This is a genomic window from Paenibacillus sp. FSL H8-0280 (assembly GCF_045040665.1).
In the GTDB taxonomy this organism is placed as follows: Bacteria; Bacillota; Bacilli; order Paenibacillales; family Paenibacillaceae; genus Paenibacillus; species Paenibacillus xylanexedens_A.
The window spans coordinates 932,119-949,001 of sequence record NZ_CP150296.1 but is presented as its reverse complement, the minus strand read 5'-3'; the positions used below and the strand labels follow the sequence as shown (position 1 = coordinate 949,001).

At 45.4% G+C, this 16,883-nt stretch carries 16 protein-coding genes; 7 read left to right on the top strand and 9 right to left on the bottom strand.

The features are described from left to right. Positions 1-65: 65 nt before the first annotated feature. Positions 66-2,153 (bottom strand): penicillin-binding transpeptidase domain-containing protein, encoded by a 2,088-nt coding sequence (locus MHI12_RS04330; RefSeq protein ID WP_405171641.1) that lies wholly within the window; start codon positions 2,151-2,153, stop codon positions 66-68. Positions 2,154-2,330: 177 nt separating this feature from the next. Between MHI12_RS04330 and MHI12_RS04325 the strand changes: the two genes are divergently transcribed. After that, entirely contained in the window at positions 2,331-2,735 is a 405-nt protein-coding gene (locus MHI12_RS04325; protein WP_074093601.1) for a CBS domain-containing protein, read from the top strand. 120 nt (positions 2,736-2,855) lie between these two features. On the opposite strand, the gene MHI12_RS04320 is transcribed toward MHI12_RS04325, so the two are convergent. Genes MHI12_RS04320 through MHI12_RS04310 form a run of 3 tightly spaced genes read right to left on the bottom strand, consistent with a single transcriptional unit; the run spans position 2,856 to position 4,229 of the window. Then, positions 2,856-3,296: a hypothetical protein gene (locus tag MHI12_RS04320; protein ID WP_405171640.1), complete on the bottom strand. Its 441-nt coding sequence runs from the start codon at positions 3,294-3,296 to the stop codon at positions 2,856-2,858. Continuing rightward, entirely contained in the window at positions 3,293-3,742 is a 450-nt protein-coding gene (locus MHI12_RS04315) for a hypothetical protein (protein WP_076217251.1), read from the bottom strand. Before MHI12_RS04315 ends, MHI12_RS04320 begins: the two co-directional genes overlap by 4 nt. Before the next feature lie 10 nt (positions 3,743-3,752). Next, entirely contained in the window at positions 3,753-4,229 is a 477-nt protein-coding gene (locus tag MHI12_RS04310; RefSeq protein ID WP_405171639.1) for a GyrI-like domain-containing protein, read from the bottom strand. A gap of 346 nt (positions 4,230-4,575) precedes the next feature. Here MHI12_RS04310 and MHI12_RS04305 point away from each other — a divergent pair, with 346 nt between their 5' ends. Together MHI12_RS04305 and MHI12_RS04300 are read left to right on the top strand one after the other, a co-directional pair. Continuing rightward, the gene (locus tag MHI12_RS04305; protein ID WP_405171638.1) at positions 4,576-5,178 is read left to right on the top strand and encodes a hypothetical protein; all 603 of its coding nucleotides are present in this window, start codon (positions 4,576-4,578) and stop codon (positions 5,176-5,178) included. 237 nt (positions 5,179-5,415) lie between these two features. Continuing rightward, on the top strand, positions 5,416-7,656 hold the full coding sequence (locus MHI12_RS04300) for an S-layer homology domain-containing protein (protein WP_405171637.1): 2,241 nt from the start codon (positions 5,416-5,418) through the stop codon (positions 7,654-7,656). Between the two features lie 136 nt (positions 7,657-7,792). Here MHI12_RS04300 and MHI12_RS04295 read toward each other — a convergent pair whose 3' ends face one another. The 3 genes from MHI12_RS04295 to MHI12_RS04285 form a co-directional block, all read right to left on the bottom strand. Next, complete coding sequence (locus tag MHI12_RS04295) at positions 7,793-8,779, bottom strand: phosphotransferase enzyme family protein (RefSeq protein ID WP_405171636.1); 987 nt, start codon at positions 8,777-8,779, stop codon at positions 7,793-7,795. 404 nt (positions 8,780-9,183) lie between these two features. After that, a complete protein-coding gene (locus tag MHI12_RS04290) occupies positions 9,184-9,732 on the bottom strand; it encodes a hypothetical protein (protein ID WP_340027515.1) in 549 nt (182 codons plus the stop codon). 4 nt (positions 9,733-9,736) lie between these two features. Next, positions 9,737-11,320 (bottom strand): glycosyltransferase family 39 protein, encoded by a 1,584-nt coding sequence (locus MHI12_RS04285; RefSeq protein WP_405171635.1) that lies wholly within the window; start codon positions 11,318-11,320, stop codon positions 9,737-9,739. A gap of 173 nt (positions 11,321-11,493) precedes the next feature. Here MHI12_RS04285 and MHI12_RS04280 point away from each other — a divergent pair, with 173 nt between their 5' ends. Continuing rightward, positions 11,494-12,945 (top strand): CAP domain-containing protein, encoded by a 1,452-nt coding sequence (locus tag MHI12_RS04280; protein ID WP_405171634.1) that lies wholly within the window; start codon positions 11,494-11,496, stop codon positions 12,943-12,945. A gap of 151 nt (positions 12,946-13,096) precedes the next feature. On the opposite strand, the gene MHI12_RS04275 is transcribed toward MHI12_RS04280, so the two are convergent. Continuing rightward, complete coding sequence (locus tag MHI12_RS04275; protein WP_405171633.1) at positions 13,097-13,495, bottom strand: iron chaperone; 399 nt, start codon at positions 13,493-13,495, stop codon at positions 13,097-13,099. A 184-nt stretch (positions 13,496-13,679) separates the two neighbouring features. Here MHI12_RS04275 and MHI12_RS04270 point away from each other — a divergent pair, with 184 nt between their 5' ends. After that, positions 13,680-14,000: a metalloregulator ArsR/SmtB family transcription factor gene (locus tag MHI12_RS04270; RefSeq protein WP_340902166.1), complete on the top strand. Its 321-nt coding sequence runs from the start codon at positions 13,680-13,682 to the stop codon at positions 13,998-14,000. A 99-nt stretch (positions 14,001-14,099) separates the two neighbouring features. After that, positions 14,100-15,182, top strand: a complete 1,083-nt coding sequence (locus MHI12_RS04265) for a saccharopine dehydrogenase (protein ID WP_405171632.1) — start codon at positions 14,100-14,102, stop codon at positions 15,180-15,182. Positions 15,183-15,297: 115 nt separating this feature from the next. Here the strand turns inward: MHI12_RS04265 and MHI12_RS04260 are convergent, their stop codons facing one another. Beyond that, positions 15,298-15,960, bottom strand: a complete 663-nt coding sequence (locus MHI12_RS04260; protein WP_340389089.1) for a SprT family zinc-dependent metalloprotease — start codon at positions 15,958-15,960, stop codon at positions 15,298-15,300. 153 nt (positions 15,961-16,113) lie between these two features. Here MHI12_RS04260 and MHI12_RS04255 point away from each other — a divergent pair, with 153 nt between their 5' ends. Further along, positions 16,114-16,869: a GNAT family N-acetyltransferase gene (locus MHI12_RS04255; RefSeq protein WP_405171631.1), complete on the top strand. Its 756-nt coding sequence runs from the start codon at positions 16,114-16,116 to the stop codon at positions 16,867-16,869. Positions 16,870-16,883 lie beyond the last annotated feature (14 nt).

The window sequence follows — 16,883 nt, the reverse complement described above, 5'->3', positions numbered from 1 at the left end:
TGAGAACTATAACATGGTGACCGGGTCTTTTTATTATGCTTGCGAGGCTATATATTAAATCGGAGTTACTGCGTAATCTTCAACTTTTCCAAAAAAGGCTTTAATTTATCCACGACATAGTGGCTTCCACCTCGGCCGTTCACCTCTTCAATTACAGCTGATAACAGGAAGGTCGGAGAATCGGTATCAAACACTACGAAAAATCCGTTTTCCTGCCCCTTCTCTCCCTTCTTCGCTTTCAGTTCCGCTGTTCCCGTCTTGCCCGCGAGTCCACCAGGTATTGAATTCAAGGTATGGGCGGTGCCTCCCTGACGGGAAACAACTTCTCCCAAAGCATCCTTAACCGTATTTGCGGCTTCCGGAGTAATAATTACCTCAGGGTCAGTGCTTTCTTTTCCCTCGATCAGAACAGGTTTCACCAGCTTCCCTTCATTAATAAAAGGTGTAAATGACGATGCCAGATGAATCGGGGACATTAACATCTCCCCTTGCCCGTAGGACGTATCAGCGAGTAACACCTCAGACGACAGATCCAGATGTGCTTCGTTGGCATATTGGCTTGGCTTCAGATACAGTTCATCCAGTCCAAAGTTATCGCCAAAACCAAACTTCTGGATCCCATCAATAAACTTGGCGCTGCCCATCTCGATCGCTTCCATCGCAAAGTAAATATTGTCCGAATACACCAGAGCATCGACCATGTTAACCGGGGATAAACTCTTCACACGCTTAACATAATAACCGCCCCAGCTATCGTCTTTACGCCATTGCAAGCCAGAGATATCATGGGTTTTGTCCGCTCTGGTCACCTTCTCCATCAGCCCCGCTGCGGCTGTAATCGCTTTGAAGGTTGATCCTGGTGCGTATCGGGTAGTGACTCTGTTGATAAAAGGAAGCTTCTCATTCGCCGAATAAGCATCCCACTCTGCCTGAGTAAGTCCTGTAACCATCTTGTTCGGGTTATAGGAAGGCGCACTGACTAACGCCAGCAGGTTGCCGTCCGTCGGATTCATTAGAACCATTGCACCGGCGTCTCCACCGCTGGATAAAGTCTGATACAATTTCTTTTGCTGTTTGGAACTAATCGTCAACTGAACATTCTGTCCATCTACAGCATCCTTGCTAATAAGCTCAGAACGGGAGTTACCGGATTCATCGGTGATTTCGATCAGACCACCACGTTCACCACGCAGCTGCTTCTCCATGGACTGCTCCAAACCCGCTTTACCGATCCAATCCTCTGCGCGATAATACCCTTCCGTATCCTTATCCAGATCTTCCTTGGTGGCTTTGCGCACGTAACCAATCAGGTGCGCAGCCGCCTCGCCGAGTGGATAATAGCGGATTTCCTTGCTTTGCATCGTAACCCCGCTTAAAGATTCTGGCACGTCAAACTCCTCCGTTGAACCAATCGGGACAAAATACTCCGGCTTCACCCATGTCTGCGCAAGCGCCTTGTGAATGGCATCTTCCGAAACCTGATAATGGCTCGCGATTCGAGCAATCATCTGGTCCGGGTTATCCCCAAGTTTCTCAGGTACAATGCCCCATTCATTCATCGTGCCCTTGGTAGCGAGCGGCAAACCATCACGATCCACAATGTCTCCACGATCCGGAAACAGTGTCCTCACTCGTACCTTACTGCCCTTAACCATGTCATTCAGGATCAGTGAAGGCTGCCAGTTAATTTGCCAGTTTTTGCCCCCGTCCTCAAGCTCCTGCCGGACCAGTTTTAATGTATGCGTCTCACTGACTTCACCCAAAAAAGTTGTCAGTTGCAGGTTGTAATCCACCTCATAGGTATCCGGGTTTTGTTTCTCTGCATCGGTCTTACTGCCATCGGAAGCCGTTTCGGCAACCTCCACAGGTTTAACCTCCGCCTTGACGGTGGATACTTCCATACCCGAATAGATCGCATTGTATTTCTCAACAAATTGTTCCTTGTTCATGCCCGACTCTTGCAGCGAAGCAGGTGTCATCAAGGTGTACAACTGGTCAAATTCTTTTTTTTGCAGATGCTCTATGTATTGATTCACGGTAGTCTGGGGCTTGGCCTCTGCTTCTTTGTTATTCTGCATGTATAGATACATTCCGATTCCACCTGCAAACAAGATGGGCAGCAGTCCGTACATTAATTTACGTTTGGATTTCATGGTTACATCACCTCTAATATACACTATAGATTTCCAGCGCCATTTAAACAATGAAACAAATCTGACGAATTTATCATTAAAAATAGCCGAAAGCTCACATAATATGTTTAAATAAGGATAGTGAGATTACATACTAAAGCTTTTTTGCTATGCAAAAGGCTGAAAAGGAGCCCGATGATGGAAATCAGCTATTTTTTACTCCCCAAAGCCGAAGTGGCCTATATCAAGTCTACCGCTTCCATGAAAGATGCTATTGAGCAATTGGAATCGCACCACTACACCGCCATTCCCGTGATTGACCAGGATGGAAAATATGTTGCTACCCTGTCCGAAGGCGATTTGTTATGGAAAATGCGAAATACACCCGGATTGACTTTTGATACGATGGATCAGGTTCAAGTCCATGAGATTAACAATCGGGTATATAATGAATGTGTATTCATTGAGGCTGAAATGGAGGATATGCTGACACTTGCAGCAGACCAAAATTTTGTGCCCGTGGTGGATGTCGATCGTGTCTTCCTCGGTATTATCCGTCGTAAGGATATTATTGAATACTATACGCGTAACATTTCGGATTAGATGAAGTGGAACATCCTGTAATAAGTAATAAACGAATATTCAACTCGAAAGGGTACTCCTGTGGTCATGTTTGGCCAAACCGGGGTACCCTTTTTGTTTCATGGTATGGTCGGAATCACTCTAGGTACGCTTGGCGCGCTCTTTCTTATAATAGTTCAACACGTCCCTTGGGCTTCCCTGGAATGCCCGCTCTTTGCCGAACTCATACGCCTGATGCAAATACGAATACGCCTCGTCATGCTGTACAAGTCTCATGCAGATCATGCCGAGATCGATCAACGGACTCGTATTTCTATCCGAACTCCGCGTACTTAACGATATCTCAGCCCACGGCTTCGCCAGTTCATACTGCTTCAGATCGATATGTGCATTCGCATGACAGGACGCGATCCAGCTTGCAATCTCCCATTCCATCTTCGGCTCGGGCAACATACCCCATGCTTGATCATAATAGATAAGTGCTTGTTCATGTTGCTGCGTCTCATCCAGCACATTACCTGCTTCTACCGTTTCTACAATTTGTCGCTCCAGTTCGGCATGTTCCGGTGTCAGATCTTTCATTGCACCGTCTCCTCCTCCAGAACGAAATACCACTCCAGAAAAGCATTGAAATCAGCCCACTGCGGCTCACTCTCACCATTAAGAAACCGTTCAATCGATTCGCCCAGTTCCACCAGCACCACTTCTCCCGTCTGACGGTTGTAGAAAAATCCACCTTCACCTTCAAAACTGTCCAGTGGAATATACGCCTCGGGAAGTCCCAGTGTAAGCTGTGCTACATTCATGTCTTCCATATATACGGTGTTCTCCATAAACCAGCAGATCTGATACAACTCCTGATGCCTGCTGTAAAAAGTCGGTCCATCCTCTGCATGTAAATAAAATTGTGCGAAATCCGACTGAAGATCAATCTCCAGCTTTTGCAATGCTTCTTCATATGCTGCTGGAACATCTTCATGCCACCAGCCTTGCTCCTGGCAATGATCAATCACTTTATTCGATAACATCGTAGCCCTCCTATTTCAATTTGACGGGTATCCAGACTTGGGGAGGTGCACCATGACCTCTGTACACTTCAAGTTCTGGAATACCTGTATGCTGATATGAAGTGGAAGGAAACCACTCTGTCATAATATGGTGCCACAACCGTTGTATCGCCTCCGGCTCTAATTCATCCGCTTCAAATACAACCCAATGGGACGCGGGAAGTTCGATGGACACCAAACCTTCAGGCACTTCACCTGAGTGAGAGGTAGCAATCCAATACTCCATTTGATTGTCCTTCATCTCTCTCTGATCTACACAGATGCCTACCAAACCGGGAATGGCTCCGTTGTTGAACCCGTTTAAACGTTCCTCAATTCCATCTGCCAAAGCATCCTGCCACATCTTAGGAATCTCTCTTAAATTATCACCATCCACACAAGAGAACGTTCGTTTGATGCCTACAAAGGTAAGAGACTGTTGTTCGATCACATGTTCATTCACATTCATTAGATGGACTCCTCTCGAGAGCGATATGGGGCACGGTTCTCCATGACCCATTCATGAAAACATTGTTCCATACATAATATATACCTCCGATATGTCCTACAGATACTGTATCAAAAGAGTAAGTAGATTGGAAATAGTGCCAGTACTCCTGTTCATATGAAAGTAGCAGGAACAGAAGTAGACATGCGATTCATGACTTAAAAGAATACTTACCTACCATTCGTTCCTGCTCGATGTTTTGGGAGATAGACATACTGGGTTCTTCCTGTCCTTCATTTCCTTATTCTGGTGCAACTTTCTCCCTACTCGTTCGTCTAAATACTGACCAACAACTAAGGAGATGACTATGCGAATAACTTGCAGCCCCGGTTTCCCAGGAAGCATGATTGGATCGATTTATCTTCAGCCATCGAAGTATTACAGCGCACCATCCATGAACAGCAAGATCACAGATTATGTTGACCCCGAACTCATTACCATTCCCTATGTAGAAGATCCGGAATTCGGATTACACTTTGACAACATGAAGGTTATGAACGGAACTTATAAAGATGAAATGCATGTGAGCTATGATGTGGAGTTTACGATTGATGTGGACAAAAAAGGTTATATTACGCAATTTGAGCATACGTTCCAGCTGGAACGTTATCTGGATCTGGTTCGCACACAGTCCTATAAAGTGATCAAGACAAACTGGCGCGGACAAACATTTCAAGTGATGACGTACAGTTACCTGGAGGAAGTCATTCATCCGAAAAATGTTCTTTTTAAATGTAACCTCGCAGAAGACGTATTTGTGGTAGCTGAACTTGTCTCCAATCGATCAGATGAAAGTGCAACTGAGCATGGTATCAGGGATCTGCATTTCCGTGCATTAATCTCGGCACGAGATGATCTGTACCCATTAGATTATATGTGTGAGCCTGATTTCGACCTGAGTCTCGACTAAAAAGTAGATACATATGTAGAAAGAGCATAAGCTGTCCTGAATCAGCGGGGTGGCCTGTGCTCTTTTTTTAACAAATGAACCACCAACTCCCTAATTTAAACATCCTCCTTCACACGCTCGGCCTTATGCTACTCATGCCTGGCTCTAAGCAAAACCAGCTGTAATGTCGATGAATATACCATAATGCTGAACATGCATATGTTCTTCGTACGTTCAGATATGAAAGGGGTTGGAAACATGGTTTACCGGAAAAATAAAATACATTCACTGTTCACTCTGCCCTTGGCAGGTTTGCTGTTTATGATATGGGGTGCTCAAGCGGCATATGCGGAACAGGTCGACAGTTTGTTACCTGAGCGAAGTCAGCAGGAGATTGTCCAAAAGTGGAATCAGTGGATGAATGGCAATGATACATCTCCCCTGTATACAGAGACACCTTCGACAAGTGCTCCCTACTCTGCTGGTGTGGTAAGTGACGCCTATCTGGAACAAGGGCTGAACGCAGCCAACTTTTATCGTTTTATCACGGGGCTACAGGGCGATCTTGTCCTTGATCCTACCTTGAATCGTCAAGCCCAACATGGGGCTGTTGTGGTCTCCACGGGTGGATACCTGTCCCATTATCCAGAGCAGCCAGGAGATATGCCAAAGGATTTCTTTGACACCGGTTCAAAGTCTGCCAGCAGCTCCAATCTGTACGTTACCAGCAGTGCCAAGAATAACGTCCTGACAAAAAGCATACAGGCCTACATGAATGATTCAGACGCCTCCAATATTGATCGACTCGGTCATCGGCGCTGGATTTTGAGTCCACAACTGCAACGAATCGGATTTGGACTCGCCACTCGTAGTGAAGCAGGCAAGACATATGATCAGTACTATAGTGCCATGCAGGTATTTGATAAAAGCAGAACTGGGGGAACTTCGTTCAACTACAGCCTGTTCCCGAATCAGGGTGCATTTCCAATCGAAGCCTTTGGCAGTACACAGGCCTGGTCTGTTCAACTGAATACAGATGTATTCGCGAAACCATCACTATCTGAGGTACAGGTCGAGATGACTCGGACTTCCGATCAACGTACGTGGACCTTTAATGCCAACAATCAGAACAGTGGCTTTCCAACCGGTTATTACAACGTGGACCCTGCAGATAAACAATGGTTTAATCAAGCCTATTTCAATGTAGAGACAGGTGGATATGGATATGGCTACGCCATCATCTTCCGTCCGGACGATGTGCAATTGTTAAAGAACGGCGATACGTTCGACATTCGAATTACAGGTCTGCAAAAGAAAAATGGTACAGCAGCGGAGATCTCATACTCCACACGTTTCTTCCATGTGGACGGTGTTCAAGATACAACACTTACCCGTATAACGCCAGGACAACCAAACCTGAAAGTCCGAGCAGGAGAACAGATTGATCTACCTTCGATCATTGCCGTGAATGATAACGGAACATCCTATGTTCCCCAGTCTAACGTTTCCTTCACTACGACGTCAGATCGCATTGCCATCAAGGATGGAAAAATCATTGGACTGCAGGCTGGTAAAGCCGAAATTCGGATTCGTTTTGAAGGGAAAGAAGTGGTTGTCTCTGTTACGGTAACGGGAATTCCCCAATTAACTGATATCCGCACACATTGGGCGAAAGATGCCATTCAATGGGCCGTTCAACAGGAGATGGTCAGTGGATACGAGGATGGAACGTTCAAACCCAACAATCGGGTGAGTGAGGCCGAATTCCTCTCTATGGTATTCAAGCTGTATGCGAATTCCCATGTGATTCAGAGTATCGATGCTGCGGAGGGACAAGCTGTCAAAGGAAACATCTGGAGTGATCGTTATTATACCTATGCTTCCGCGTTGAATCTGAATCTGGATGCCAGCAAACAGAATCCAAAGCTGCGCAATCATGCCTTGAACCGAACAGAAGTAGCCGTAATCGTGGCGGGGCTTGGCGGTAAAAATTATACCCAGGATGAAGATGCCATCCGGTATCTGCTGAACATGGGATACTCTTCAGGCAAAACCGCTGCTACGGTGCAAGGTTATGCAGGAAATGAATCCTTGACCCGGGCAGAAGCCGTTGTTTTTCTCCAGAACCTGAAGGAAAAAGGCTTCGAACTATGGAGCAGACCGAAGAATGCCACTGAAGCTACCGAGAATGAAAAGAACGGCGGACTACCGGATCAGACCATGAAAGCTGTATATTCTGCAGATCACACGCTGGTCCTTCAAGGTACGTTCCCGGCGTATGCCAACCAGACGATGCCGATCAAAATCCATGGTCCTTCGCCTGCTGTAGAGCACATCCAGACGCAACAGGTTACAACAGATGCCTATGGCAATTTCAAACTAACGCTAAGTAACCTTGATGCAAAGGAACTTAACCTCTATGTGGACGTGCGCGAAGATTATTCCTACTGGATCAGTGTAGAGGCGGGGCGAACTGCGATAAGTGATTATACCGAGTAACATGTAAAAACCAGCTTAGGAATTCAACATTGAATTCCCAGCTGGTTTGTTTGTTATGAGGACTGATTTTGATATGAGACATGACATACGTTCAATGTTCAGTGTATTGGTGGATATAACTTTTTACGTGTAGAAATTAAATCGGATGACCGAATTGCTCTGCCTTTTCTGTCATTATCCTCGCTAACCTCGCTCTTAGTCCGCTCATCCACTCCGGCTCATGTGACCACTGCTCTGTAACAGATCGAAGCATACGCACATAACCGTACAAATTGGCAAAACGACGACAAGCGGGGAACATACTCTCCAGATCATAACGTTCTGCCACCTTGGACCAATACCCGTTCAGGAACAATTGATTCTTCTGCTCCCATTGTTCAGGCTCGATCTCCTCACGTAGACTATCCAGACTCTGTTCCACGTCCATTGCGTACCAGTGATACATCGAGTCATCAAAATCAATGGCATAACAAGACTGGCTACCTTCGTCATAGAAGACATTGTCCAGTTCAAAATCGTAGTGGATGAGACCGAAATTTTGCTGGGTCATCGGCCAAGTCGCAAAATACGTTCGAAGAAACTCCACCTCATTCAAAGCAGCCGTTTCACCAGGAAAACCCTTCAGGATCTCCTGCATCCAATCCAAAACATCCGTATAGTTCCAGCGTTTCTCCTTCTGCTCAGGCATGAATGCGCGCGATAGATGATGCAGCTCGCCCAATGCCTGACCATAGCTGTACAGGATGGTGTTATTCAAATCAATACTTCCTAACTGCGATCCGGGTACTCGCTTGAATACGGAAGCATAGTACGTTCCCCATGGGGTGTGAGCCTCTACAAGTTCTGTCCCTGAATGAGAAGGTACAGCCTCCATGGCTCCATACTGATTCGTTCGAAGATAACGGAGGAAATCCAATTCCGCGCGAAGGTTGATTTGATTTTTTTCCTCAACCGGGGCAAATCGAAGCAATCTCACTTCCCCCTGATCTCTGAACGGATACACGGCATTGGAGGATATGCGATAATACTGAAACATGTCCAGCGACTCGGGATCATAACTCCAATTCTTTAGAATCATCTCGGCAAGGTCTTTATTTTGGAATAAATATTTTAATTTTAACATGGACATTTCTCCTTTTTGATCGTTTTATGTGCATTGCTTGTAACCACCGAATGCCTATTTTTGCGCGCAAAAAGCCGCAGGCTATGCCTGCGGCTTTTAAAAATTCTGAGTGTATGAGAAATTTGCACAAGCAAATAAACCTCGCATACGCCAGAAAAATTGAGCAGTTATATCCCTATAGATCGGCAGATCTCAGATCGACTGGGAAGCTGGATGTGTCCACACTGTATCTGAATGATCTGCCGGAATTATTCAGTTTATGCTTACCTTCATTGTAGTAATAGAACATACCATCTTAGACCGTCGTTTCATGACGCTCACTCCCTTCAAAAAACCAGTTGTTACCATAATAGCCGATAAGCCAAATGTAAGCAATTACAAAATGACGATAATCCCATCATTTTTTACTGGACAACCATCACCTTTTCCACCGTCTCGGTGTTGTCCTTATACCACACCATCACGATGTTTTCTTTTTGGAGATCAGACACTTGAATGGACGAATTCGCACGTGGGCTGGAATTGCCCGAACCCGGCGTCCCCATGCCTTCAGTGATAACAACATCATCACCTATATTCAACTTCATTTCCATTCCGGTATCCTTCCACTCCATGCTTGGGGATGAGTTGTCCTGCACCTCAAGTAACGCCAGCGTAACTGTGTTTCCATTCACGGAGATGACTCTACCAGTAATGTTGGCATTCATCATCCCCTGCGTCATGCCAGGACTGCCTGATCGATCATTCATGCCCGCGGTGCCTCTTCCACCTCTCGGTGTTCCTCCATTCATTCCCAGGCCACCACCATTCGGCATACCGCCACCGTTCATGCCTTGCGCAGAACTGGTCTTGGTAATATTCTGAGCGGTTATCACATCGCAAGCCGTTAGCATAACCCAACATCCCAGCAGTAGGAGTAGCGTAACCGATGTAAAATATTTATTTTTTCGCATATGATCACCTTTTTCTCAGGGAATATCTCTCCAAGGTACCTTTACGATGGAATATGAAGTCATACGTATCTTTGAAACCCATATAGGACAGCACAACCAACAACGGATATACAGGGTAGATGTATCTGGACTTAATCTCCCACAGAATATAAAATCCGATGAATCCGAGAATGACCAGGATTAAGGAGACTTCATCATACCGTTTACGACGAATTCCACCAACCAACCGGATGGAAATAAAACAGTACATCAAGAAATTCATCACATATACAATCCAGAGCAAACCTGTCCGATAAACCGAATCCCCTTGTAACAGTTCTGTTATCGCATTGGTGTAACTGTAGGAGCTTGCGATTCCGCCTCCCCTTCCTCTTCCGGCACCCATGGAACTTTCATTGCCGATTCCGTAGCGGTCCATCTGGTACGTTCCTTCGGTCCAGGTCCATATAATCTTTTTGTAATACATCTGCACCAAGTCACTTGCACTTGCTTCAGACAGCTTGTTGCCGATCTCTTGTTTGAACAATGCTGCGCTCTCAGCCTTATTGTAGTTGGCCTGCCTCTGATAGATCTGATAACTCTCCATATTGTCCCAGAAGCCAAAACGCTCCAGATTAATGCCCATATTCAGCCACATATAGACCGGTGCAGCATTCTCTCCGACAGATTCGCTCACAACACCGGAGGATTGAAGAACCGCATTCTGAGTCCAGGTTGGTACATTAAACAACATAGCCAGCACACCGATGGAAATGACAACTTTCTTCATTCCGATGCTCCACATATTCAGCAGGATAGTTATGATGGCAGCGATTAGCACGATCACGCCAATGCTTCGGAAGTAATTGCCCATTGCGAGAAAAACGGCGGCAATGACGATTGTTTTCCAAGACTTTTCACGTACAAAACGAATAACAAAGTATATACAAGATGTCAGAAATGCTGTGGCAATCACATCGTTATAGATCAGGTTGTTCAGGAACAAGGACGGTAGGTACGTGGCTGCAAAGATCAACACACCGTAATCACGCTCCGTAGATCTGTCATTCACTTGTTTGTAGATAAGATAAATCATGAACGTTGTTAACGTTGAAAACAAAATATTAAATAGTTTGATGACCAGATAGTTGTCCGGGAACAGGTACAGCAATGTCTTCAGGTACAACACGATCGAGTAGTTAAACGGGAACATCTGCAGATAACCACCCGGTTCAAACGACGAGTAGTCTTGGTCATACAGCATGTTCATGGCGAGTGAGAGAACGGTCTGTGAATCATCGGTGGGTACTCTCGGAAATACAAAAATGATGATGATCTGAATGGCCAAAGAACTTAGCAGCACAATCGGAATGACAACCTTCGGACTGTATTTGTTCAGCTTCAGACATAGAGCATATAACCCGACACCTGAACCAAGAAGCAAAAGAATGACCGGGAGAAAAATACTCCACTGCTGCATGCCCAAAATGGGATTGTCCCCATACAAGGCGTAGTTGTACTGTGCCCGAACCAACAAGGACGAAGCAATAAACACCACAACAAACACGAGCAAAATGAGATAAAACGACTTATGCAGCACCTTAGACATGCAAAAACTCCTTTTCGATTACAGGATTCCGTGAGTATTATAATGGCTCTGGCTGAAAAATCGCTGAATTCGAATAAACAATTGCATTCATAAAACTAACGAATTATACCTTTAATGTCGATAAAATACATCGAATACATAATAATATTTTTTTACTAGAAGGAGATTAGAACATGTTTATTCAAAAAAGGTACATCCGCTCGTTACTCTCTCTTCCTCTGGCAGGTCTATTGTTTATGCTGCTCGGAACTCAGCAGATCGCTGCGGCCCCTGTCGACAGTCTGCTGCCTGAGCGAAGTGAACAAGAAATCAGCCAGAAATGGACACAATGGATGAGTGGCAAGAACCAAACTGCAACGTTCACTCAGAAACCCTCGACCAAAGCACCTTACGTCGCTGGTGTAGTAAGTAACACCACATTAGAGCAGGCTCTAGGTGCAGCCAACTTCTATCGGTATCTCTCCGGTTTGGATGGAGATCTCGTTCTGGATCCTGCGCTTAATCGTCAAGCCCAGCATGGAGCAGTCGTTGTTTCTACCGGAGAATTGACTCATTTCCCAGTCCGTCCTGCAGATATGCCAAAAGACTTTTTTGATCTGGGAGCCAAATCGGCTTCAAGCTCCAACCTGTACGCTTCCTATGGTGCTCAAGGAAACCTTGCAGTCCAAAGTGTTGAAGCTTATATGGATGATTCGGATGCAAGCAACATTGCTGCACTCGGCCATCGCCGCTGGATTTTGAGTCCTCAACTGAAAAAGGTCGGATTCGGAATTGCATCCCGGGACAACAAAAACTATGCGAGCCACTTCAGCACCATGCAAGTTATGGATACGAGCCGTTCAGGAAAACTCAATTACAATTACAACTTGTATCCGAATAAAGGGGCATTCCCGATTGAAGCATTCAATGTGTCACAAGCCTGGTCTGCACAGTTGAATCCGGACGTCTTCGCGAAGCCTTCCAATTCGGAGGTACAGGTGGAGATCGTGCGTTCATCGGATCAGAAAACTTGGGTACTGGGAGCAAAAACCCCGGTTAGCAGTGATCCTGCAAAGGCCTATTTCAATGTAAATTCCGATGGTTATGGGTATAACTATGCTGTTATTTTCCGCCCAGATAATTTGAAATCCTTGAAGGCAGGCGACACGTTCAACGTTCGCATTACCGGTTTGAAAAAGAAAGACGGGTCCAAAGCAGAAATTTCATATCAGACACGTTTCTTCTCGGTTAGCAATCCTTCACAAGAGCCTGTAACCGATCCACAGAATCCTGGGACAGAACCACAAGACCCTGGAACAGAGCCCCAGGACCCGGATACGGGGAACGAGGATTACCTGGATAACCATCTAATGCATTTCGAATATACAGCGGATCGTACGCTGAAAGTACGGGGAACACTCACGGCTTATGCAGGCAAAACATTCTCATTCCAGATCCACGGTCCTTCACCTGACGAAAAACATATTCGCACCGAAACAGTGAAGCTGGACGCTAACGGTCGATTCAGTCTGACTGTCCCTAATCTGGGTGTTTCCGACCTGACCATCTACTTGCAAGTGGACCCAAGCTTTATGTATCTGATTCCTACAGCAAGTAATTCAGACGTTACGTATTACTTTGAATAGAAGGGAAGCAAGAGCATAGGAATAAACTAAAGTAAAATGAAGTACGACCAGAGTAAAACCTAGAATCTAAAAACAAAAACAGTCGGAATGCATAGGCATCCGACTGTTTTTTTATAGTTTATGATATGAGCTTTTGTGATAGGAGCTTTAATTACTTCGGTGCTCCCTTTTTGCGTTTCTTTTCCAAGGCGATCTCCACATTTTCTTTCACACGATACTCCACAATCCGGCGGATCAGATCCTCCGGCAATGGCTGGTCGAGCGGAAACTGGACAGATCCCTTTCCCCCTTTATATTTGGAGAGTTCCTCCTGGAAAGCTTGAATTCCCCTGGGAGCAGGGTAAAACCCAATATGATGCTGGTAAGCGGCAAAATGAACCAAATTCCCATGCTGTGCATACGTAGGCATCTGGTAACTGATCTTCTCTTCGGCGTTCGGAGCCGCTTCACGAATAATCTGTCTTAACGCCTGTAATCTCACCTGTACATCGGGTGCAAACTCTGAGATATATTCATCTACCAGCACCGAATAATGGTTACTCTCAGCCATCTTGGACTCCTTCCACCACGGATACATCAATGGATCCGTGGTACGGGCATATTTGCTTATATTGTACTTCAAATGGACAAGCGGAACAGCTAATTTCCTGCAACTTGGAATGTTAAATTTGATTTTTAAGTGAACTAAGCCTTATAATACGTTTAAACAATTAAACATTATAACGGAGTGAGCCATGAACGAGTCGATAGGTAACCAAAAAGTTATTGATATTTTCGAAAATCTAAGTCCTTATCTTCAAGGTTTGGGAGATCCCGTTCGCCAGCGAATCATATCGCTGCTCATTGATCAAGAGAGCATGAACGTATCGCAGATTGCAGAGCATGTCCCCATGTCACGCCCTACGGTCTCTCATCACTTGAAAATATTGCGTCAATCCGGGCTGTTATCGGTTCAGAAAAAAGGTACGGAGATGTATTACAAGCTGGAGTTCAACGATGCGATCGAATTAATCAAACAGCTCGTTCATCTCGTGGAAGTGGAATGTCAGAGCTAGCGCATACCGCGCTGGTGTAATGCATTCCTTTTCTTCACCTCTATATGTTCAATAGTTTAAACATATAAGTACATAAACATATCAACGGAGGTTTATCGAATGAATAGAAAAAGAGTTCTTATTGCTGGAGGCTATGGTGCTGTAGGTGCACAGCTTGCCCGCATTTTGCATGACAGGCATCCTGATCTGGAATTGGTACTGGGAGGCCGTTCTGCAGGTAAAGCAGCACCTTTTCCATCCAATCGTGTCCAAACGGTTGTTGTTGATACCAATGCAGACGATCCACTGATTCACGCAGGAGAGAATATATCGTTAATCATTAATGCAGTGAACGATCTGGATGATCGGCTACTGGTATCGGCAGTGCGGAGAAAAATTCCACTTATCGATGTAACACGCTGGACTGAGGTGTTCAATCAAGCGATCCGTACAGTAGAGCAGGAAGAGCTTCATGCTCCGGTAGTGCTGTCCTCTGGATGGATGGCAGGAACGGCGTCACTCTTTGCCATGATACTTTCTAACTCTCTGCAACATGTCGAAGTAAACATTCATGCCCTATGGTCGCTGCGGGATAAGGCCGGCCCTGATTCGGCAGCCTTCATGGACCGGATGAGTATTCCTTTTCAGGTCACCGAATCCAACACGAACCGACTCGTCTACCCCATGACAGATCCGATTAAGGTTCATTTCCCGAACGGGTATACGACCCCATGTTACAGACTGGACACACCCGATCACGTCACTTTGCCTCATACCAGCCATATTGATTCAACCAGCTTCCGCATTGCATTCGATAGTAAAGTATCTACCTATGCACTCACGGGACTGGTTAAAACTGGAGTATGGAAGATGATCAGCGGTGAACGTTTCAAGCCATTCCGGCGAAAGTTGCTCTATAATCCAGGAACTGGGAGTGCACATCATCTGGTCATTCAATTGAAAGGATTGGATGCGAAAGGTAACCAGGTTGAACGAACGATGACGGTCTCTGACCCACTTGGTCAGACCCACATGACTGCACTCGGCGCTGCGGTGCAAGCCGAGAAAATACTGATGATGCCAACGGATGAGCCTATGGCTCCAGGCGTCTATTATCCTGAGCATCTGTTTGATGATCGAATGGACATGGATGCGGTTACTCATTTTTTCACACAATACGGCGTTCAAGTAACCCACTCCTGATCCAGACATAACAAAAAATCCGCGAAGCCGCTCACTGCAAACAGTGGGACCATCGCGGATTTTACGAATTATAATGGAGGGATCTATCGTATCAAGTACAAACTTGGGTCTGGAATTATAGTGTCATAGCCCGACCATTTCGCATCAGGTAATCTTCTTTTGTTTTGTAATCCGGCATGATGCTACCGATCCGCCGCCAGAAAGAGCGATCGTGATTCATGTGGTGAATATGGCACAGTTCATGAATGATGACATAATCCATCACTTCCAGTGGCGCCATCGCCAGACGATAATTGAACGTAAGTTTTTTGTCCCAGCTACAACTGCCCCACTTGGTGGGAGAATCTACGATCTCTACTGACTTCGGCTTCACCTTCAACTCCTGCTGATAGCGACCGATGCGCTCCCCAATCATACGTTTACACTCGGCAAAATAAAACTTCTTCAAATTCGCTCGCAGCTCTTCTTCTGTCAGACCCTCTACAGGGATTAAGTCATGCAGTGCATGCTCTTTGCCAAAAAGCAGAAACTTCCCCTTGCCCTCATCTTCGTATTCCTTGGCTTGAGGACCTTCGAGCGCCCGCTGCATCAGTGCGGATTTCTTCAAAATTACATCCCCGTGCTGCTCTACAAGTTGCCGGATCATGTCTTCACTGGTACCATTGGGTGCTTTGATTGTTACCATATAAGGCAAGTCCATCGTGATGGACACTTTTTTGCGTTTGCCGTATTGGATATGACAGTTAATGCTGTGATTATTTAATTCTATAGTTAACATAACGCGCTCCGCTTCTGAAGTTATTCATTCAACCAAATCAAATTGTATACCATCTCCGACCATAATGCATACTGTTCGGCAATATTTATGTTTGCATTGTATTTTTATACATTATTATGTATTATTATTTAATCATAAAATCGGAGGTTGGATATGACGCATACCATAGATTCAGAACATAAAACCATTGAAGAACTATCGCTTAACCACTGGCAACCCTTGTCCACCTTATTATATGACGGCTGGGTACTGCGTTTTGCCAAAGGATATACCAAACGTGCCAACTCCGTTCAACCTATCTACGACTCCACTCTGGATGTGCATAAAAAGATTGAGGAATGTGAGCGCATCTATGCCTCCAATCAGTTAAGTACCATATTCAAAATCACACCGTTTATTCAGCCGGATCATCTCGACCAACTTTTGCAAGACAAAGGGTATGGCGTTGTCGATCTGACCCGTATCCAGACTCGGAGTCTGGAAGAGATCAAAGAGCCTGTGCACCAATCTGTACAGATCGACGAACAGTTGACCACAACATGGCTGGATCATTTTTGCAGGTTAAATCAGGTGGATGATCTGCAAAGGGAAACGACGGAATTAATGTTGGAGAATATCCGGACAAAGGTAGGTTTCATCTCGCTGTTGATCGATGGGCAAGTCGTCGCTTGTGGGTTTGGTGTCATCGAACGTGGCTACATTGGATTATATGACATCATAACAGACGCTAACTTTCGGAATCAGGGACTTGCTGAACAGATGATCCTGCATCTATTGCATTGGGCAAAAAAACAAGGTGCTACGTCCAGTTACCTGCAAGTCGTTGCGAATAATGTACCTGCCTTGAAGCTTTACGCCAAGCTGGGTTATTCAGAGATTTATAGCTATTGGTACAGAGTCAAAGAATAGAGTGTTTTCAAATC

Coding starts and splice junctions, on each gene's coding strand:
- MHI12_RS04330 (WP_405171641.1), bottom strand. CDS start 2,153: ATGAAATCCAAACGTAAATTAATGTACGGACTGCTGCCCATCTTGTTT.
- MHI12_RS04325 (WP_074093601.1), top strand. CDS start 2,331: ATGGAAATCAGCTATTTTTTACTCCCCAAAGCCGAAGTGGCCTATATC.
- MHI12_RS04320 (WP_405171640.1), bottom strand. CDS start 3,296: ATGAAAGATCTGACACCGGAACATGCCGAACTGGAGCGACAAATTGTA.
- MHI12_RS04315 (WP_076217251.1), bottom strand. CDS start 3,742: ATGTTATCGAATAAAGTGATTGATCATTGCCAGGAGCAAGGCTGGTGG.
- MHI12_RS04310 (WP_405171639.1), bottom strand. CDS start 4,229: ATGAATGTGAATGAACATGTGATCGAACAACAGTCTCTTACCTTTGTA.
- MHI12_RS04305 (WP_405171638.1), top strand. CDS start 4,576: ATGCGAATAACTTGCAGCCCCGGTTTCCCAGGAAGCATGATTGGATCG.
- MHI12_RS04300 (WP_405171637.1), top strand. CDS start 5,416: ATGGTTTACCGGAAAAATAAAATACATTCACTGTTCACTCTGCCCTTG.
- MHI12_RS04295 (WP_405171636.1), bottom strand. CDS start 8,779: ATGTTAAAATTAAAATATTTATTCCAAAATAAAGACCTTGCCGAGATG.
- MHI12_RS04290 (WP_340027515.1), bottom strand. CDS start 9,732: ATGCGAAAAAATAAATATTTTACATCGGTTACGCTACTCCTACTGCTG.
- MHI12_RS04285 (WP_405171635.1), bottom strand. CDS start 11,320: ATGTCTAAGGTGCTGCATAAGTCGTTTTATCTCATTTTGCTCGTGTTT.
- MHI12_RS04280 (WP_405171634.1), top strand. CDS start 11,494: ATGTTTATTCAAAAAAGGTACATCCGCTCGTTACTCTCTCTTCCTCTG.
- MHI12_RS04275 (WP_405171633.1), bottom strand. CDS start 13,495: ATGGCTGAGAGTAACCATTATTCGGTGCTGGTAGATGAATATATCTCA.
- MHI12_RS04270 (WP_340902166.1), top strand. CDS start 13,680: ATGAACGAGTCGATAGGTAACCAAAAAGTTATTGATATTTTCGAAAAT.
- MHI12_RS04265 (WP_405171632.1), top strand. CDS start 14,100: ATGAATAGAAAAAGAGTTCTTATTGCTGGAGGCTATGGTGCTGTAGGT.
- MHI12_RS04260 (WP_340389089.1), bottom strand. CDS start 15,960: ATGTTAACTATAGAATTAAATAATCACAGCATTAACTGTCATATCCAA.
- MHI12_RS04255 (WP_405171631.1), top strand. CDS start 16,114: ATGACGCATACCATAGATTCAGAACATAAAACCATTGAAGAACTATCG.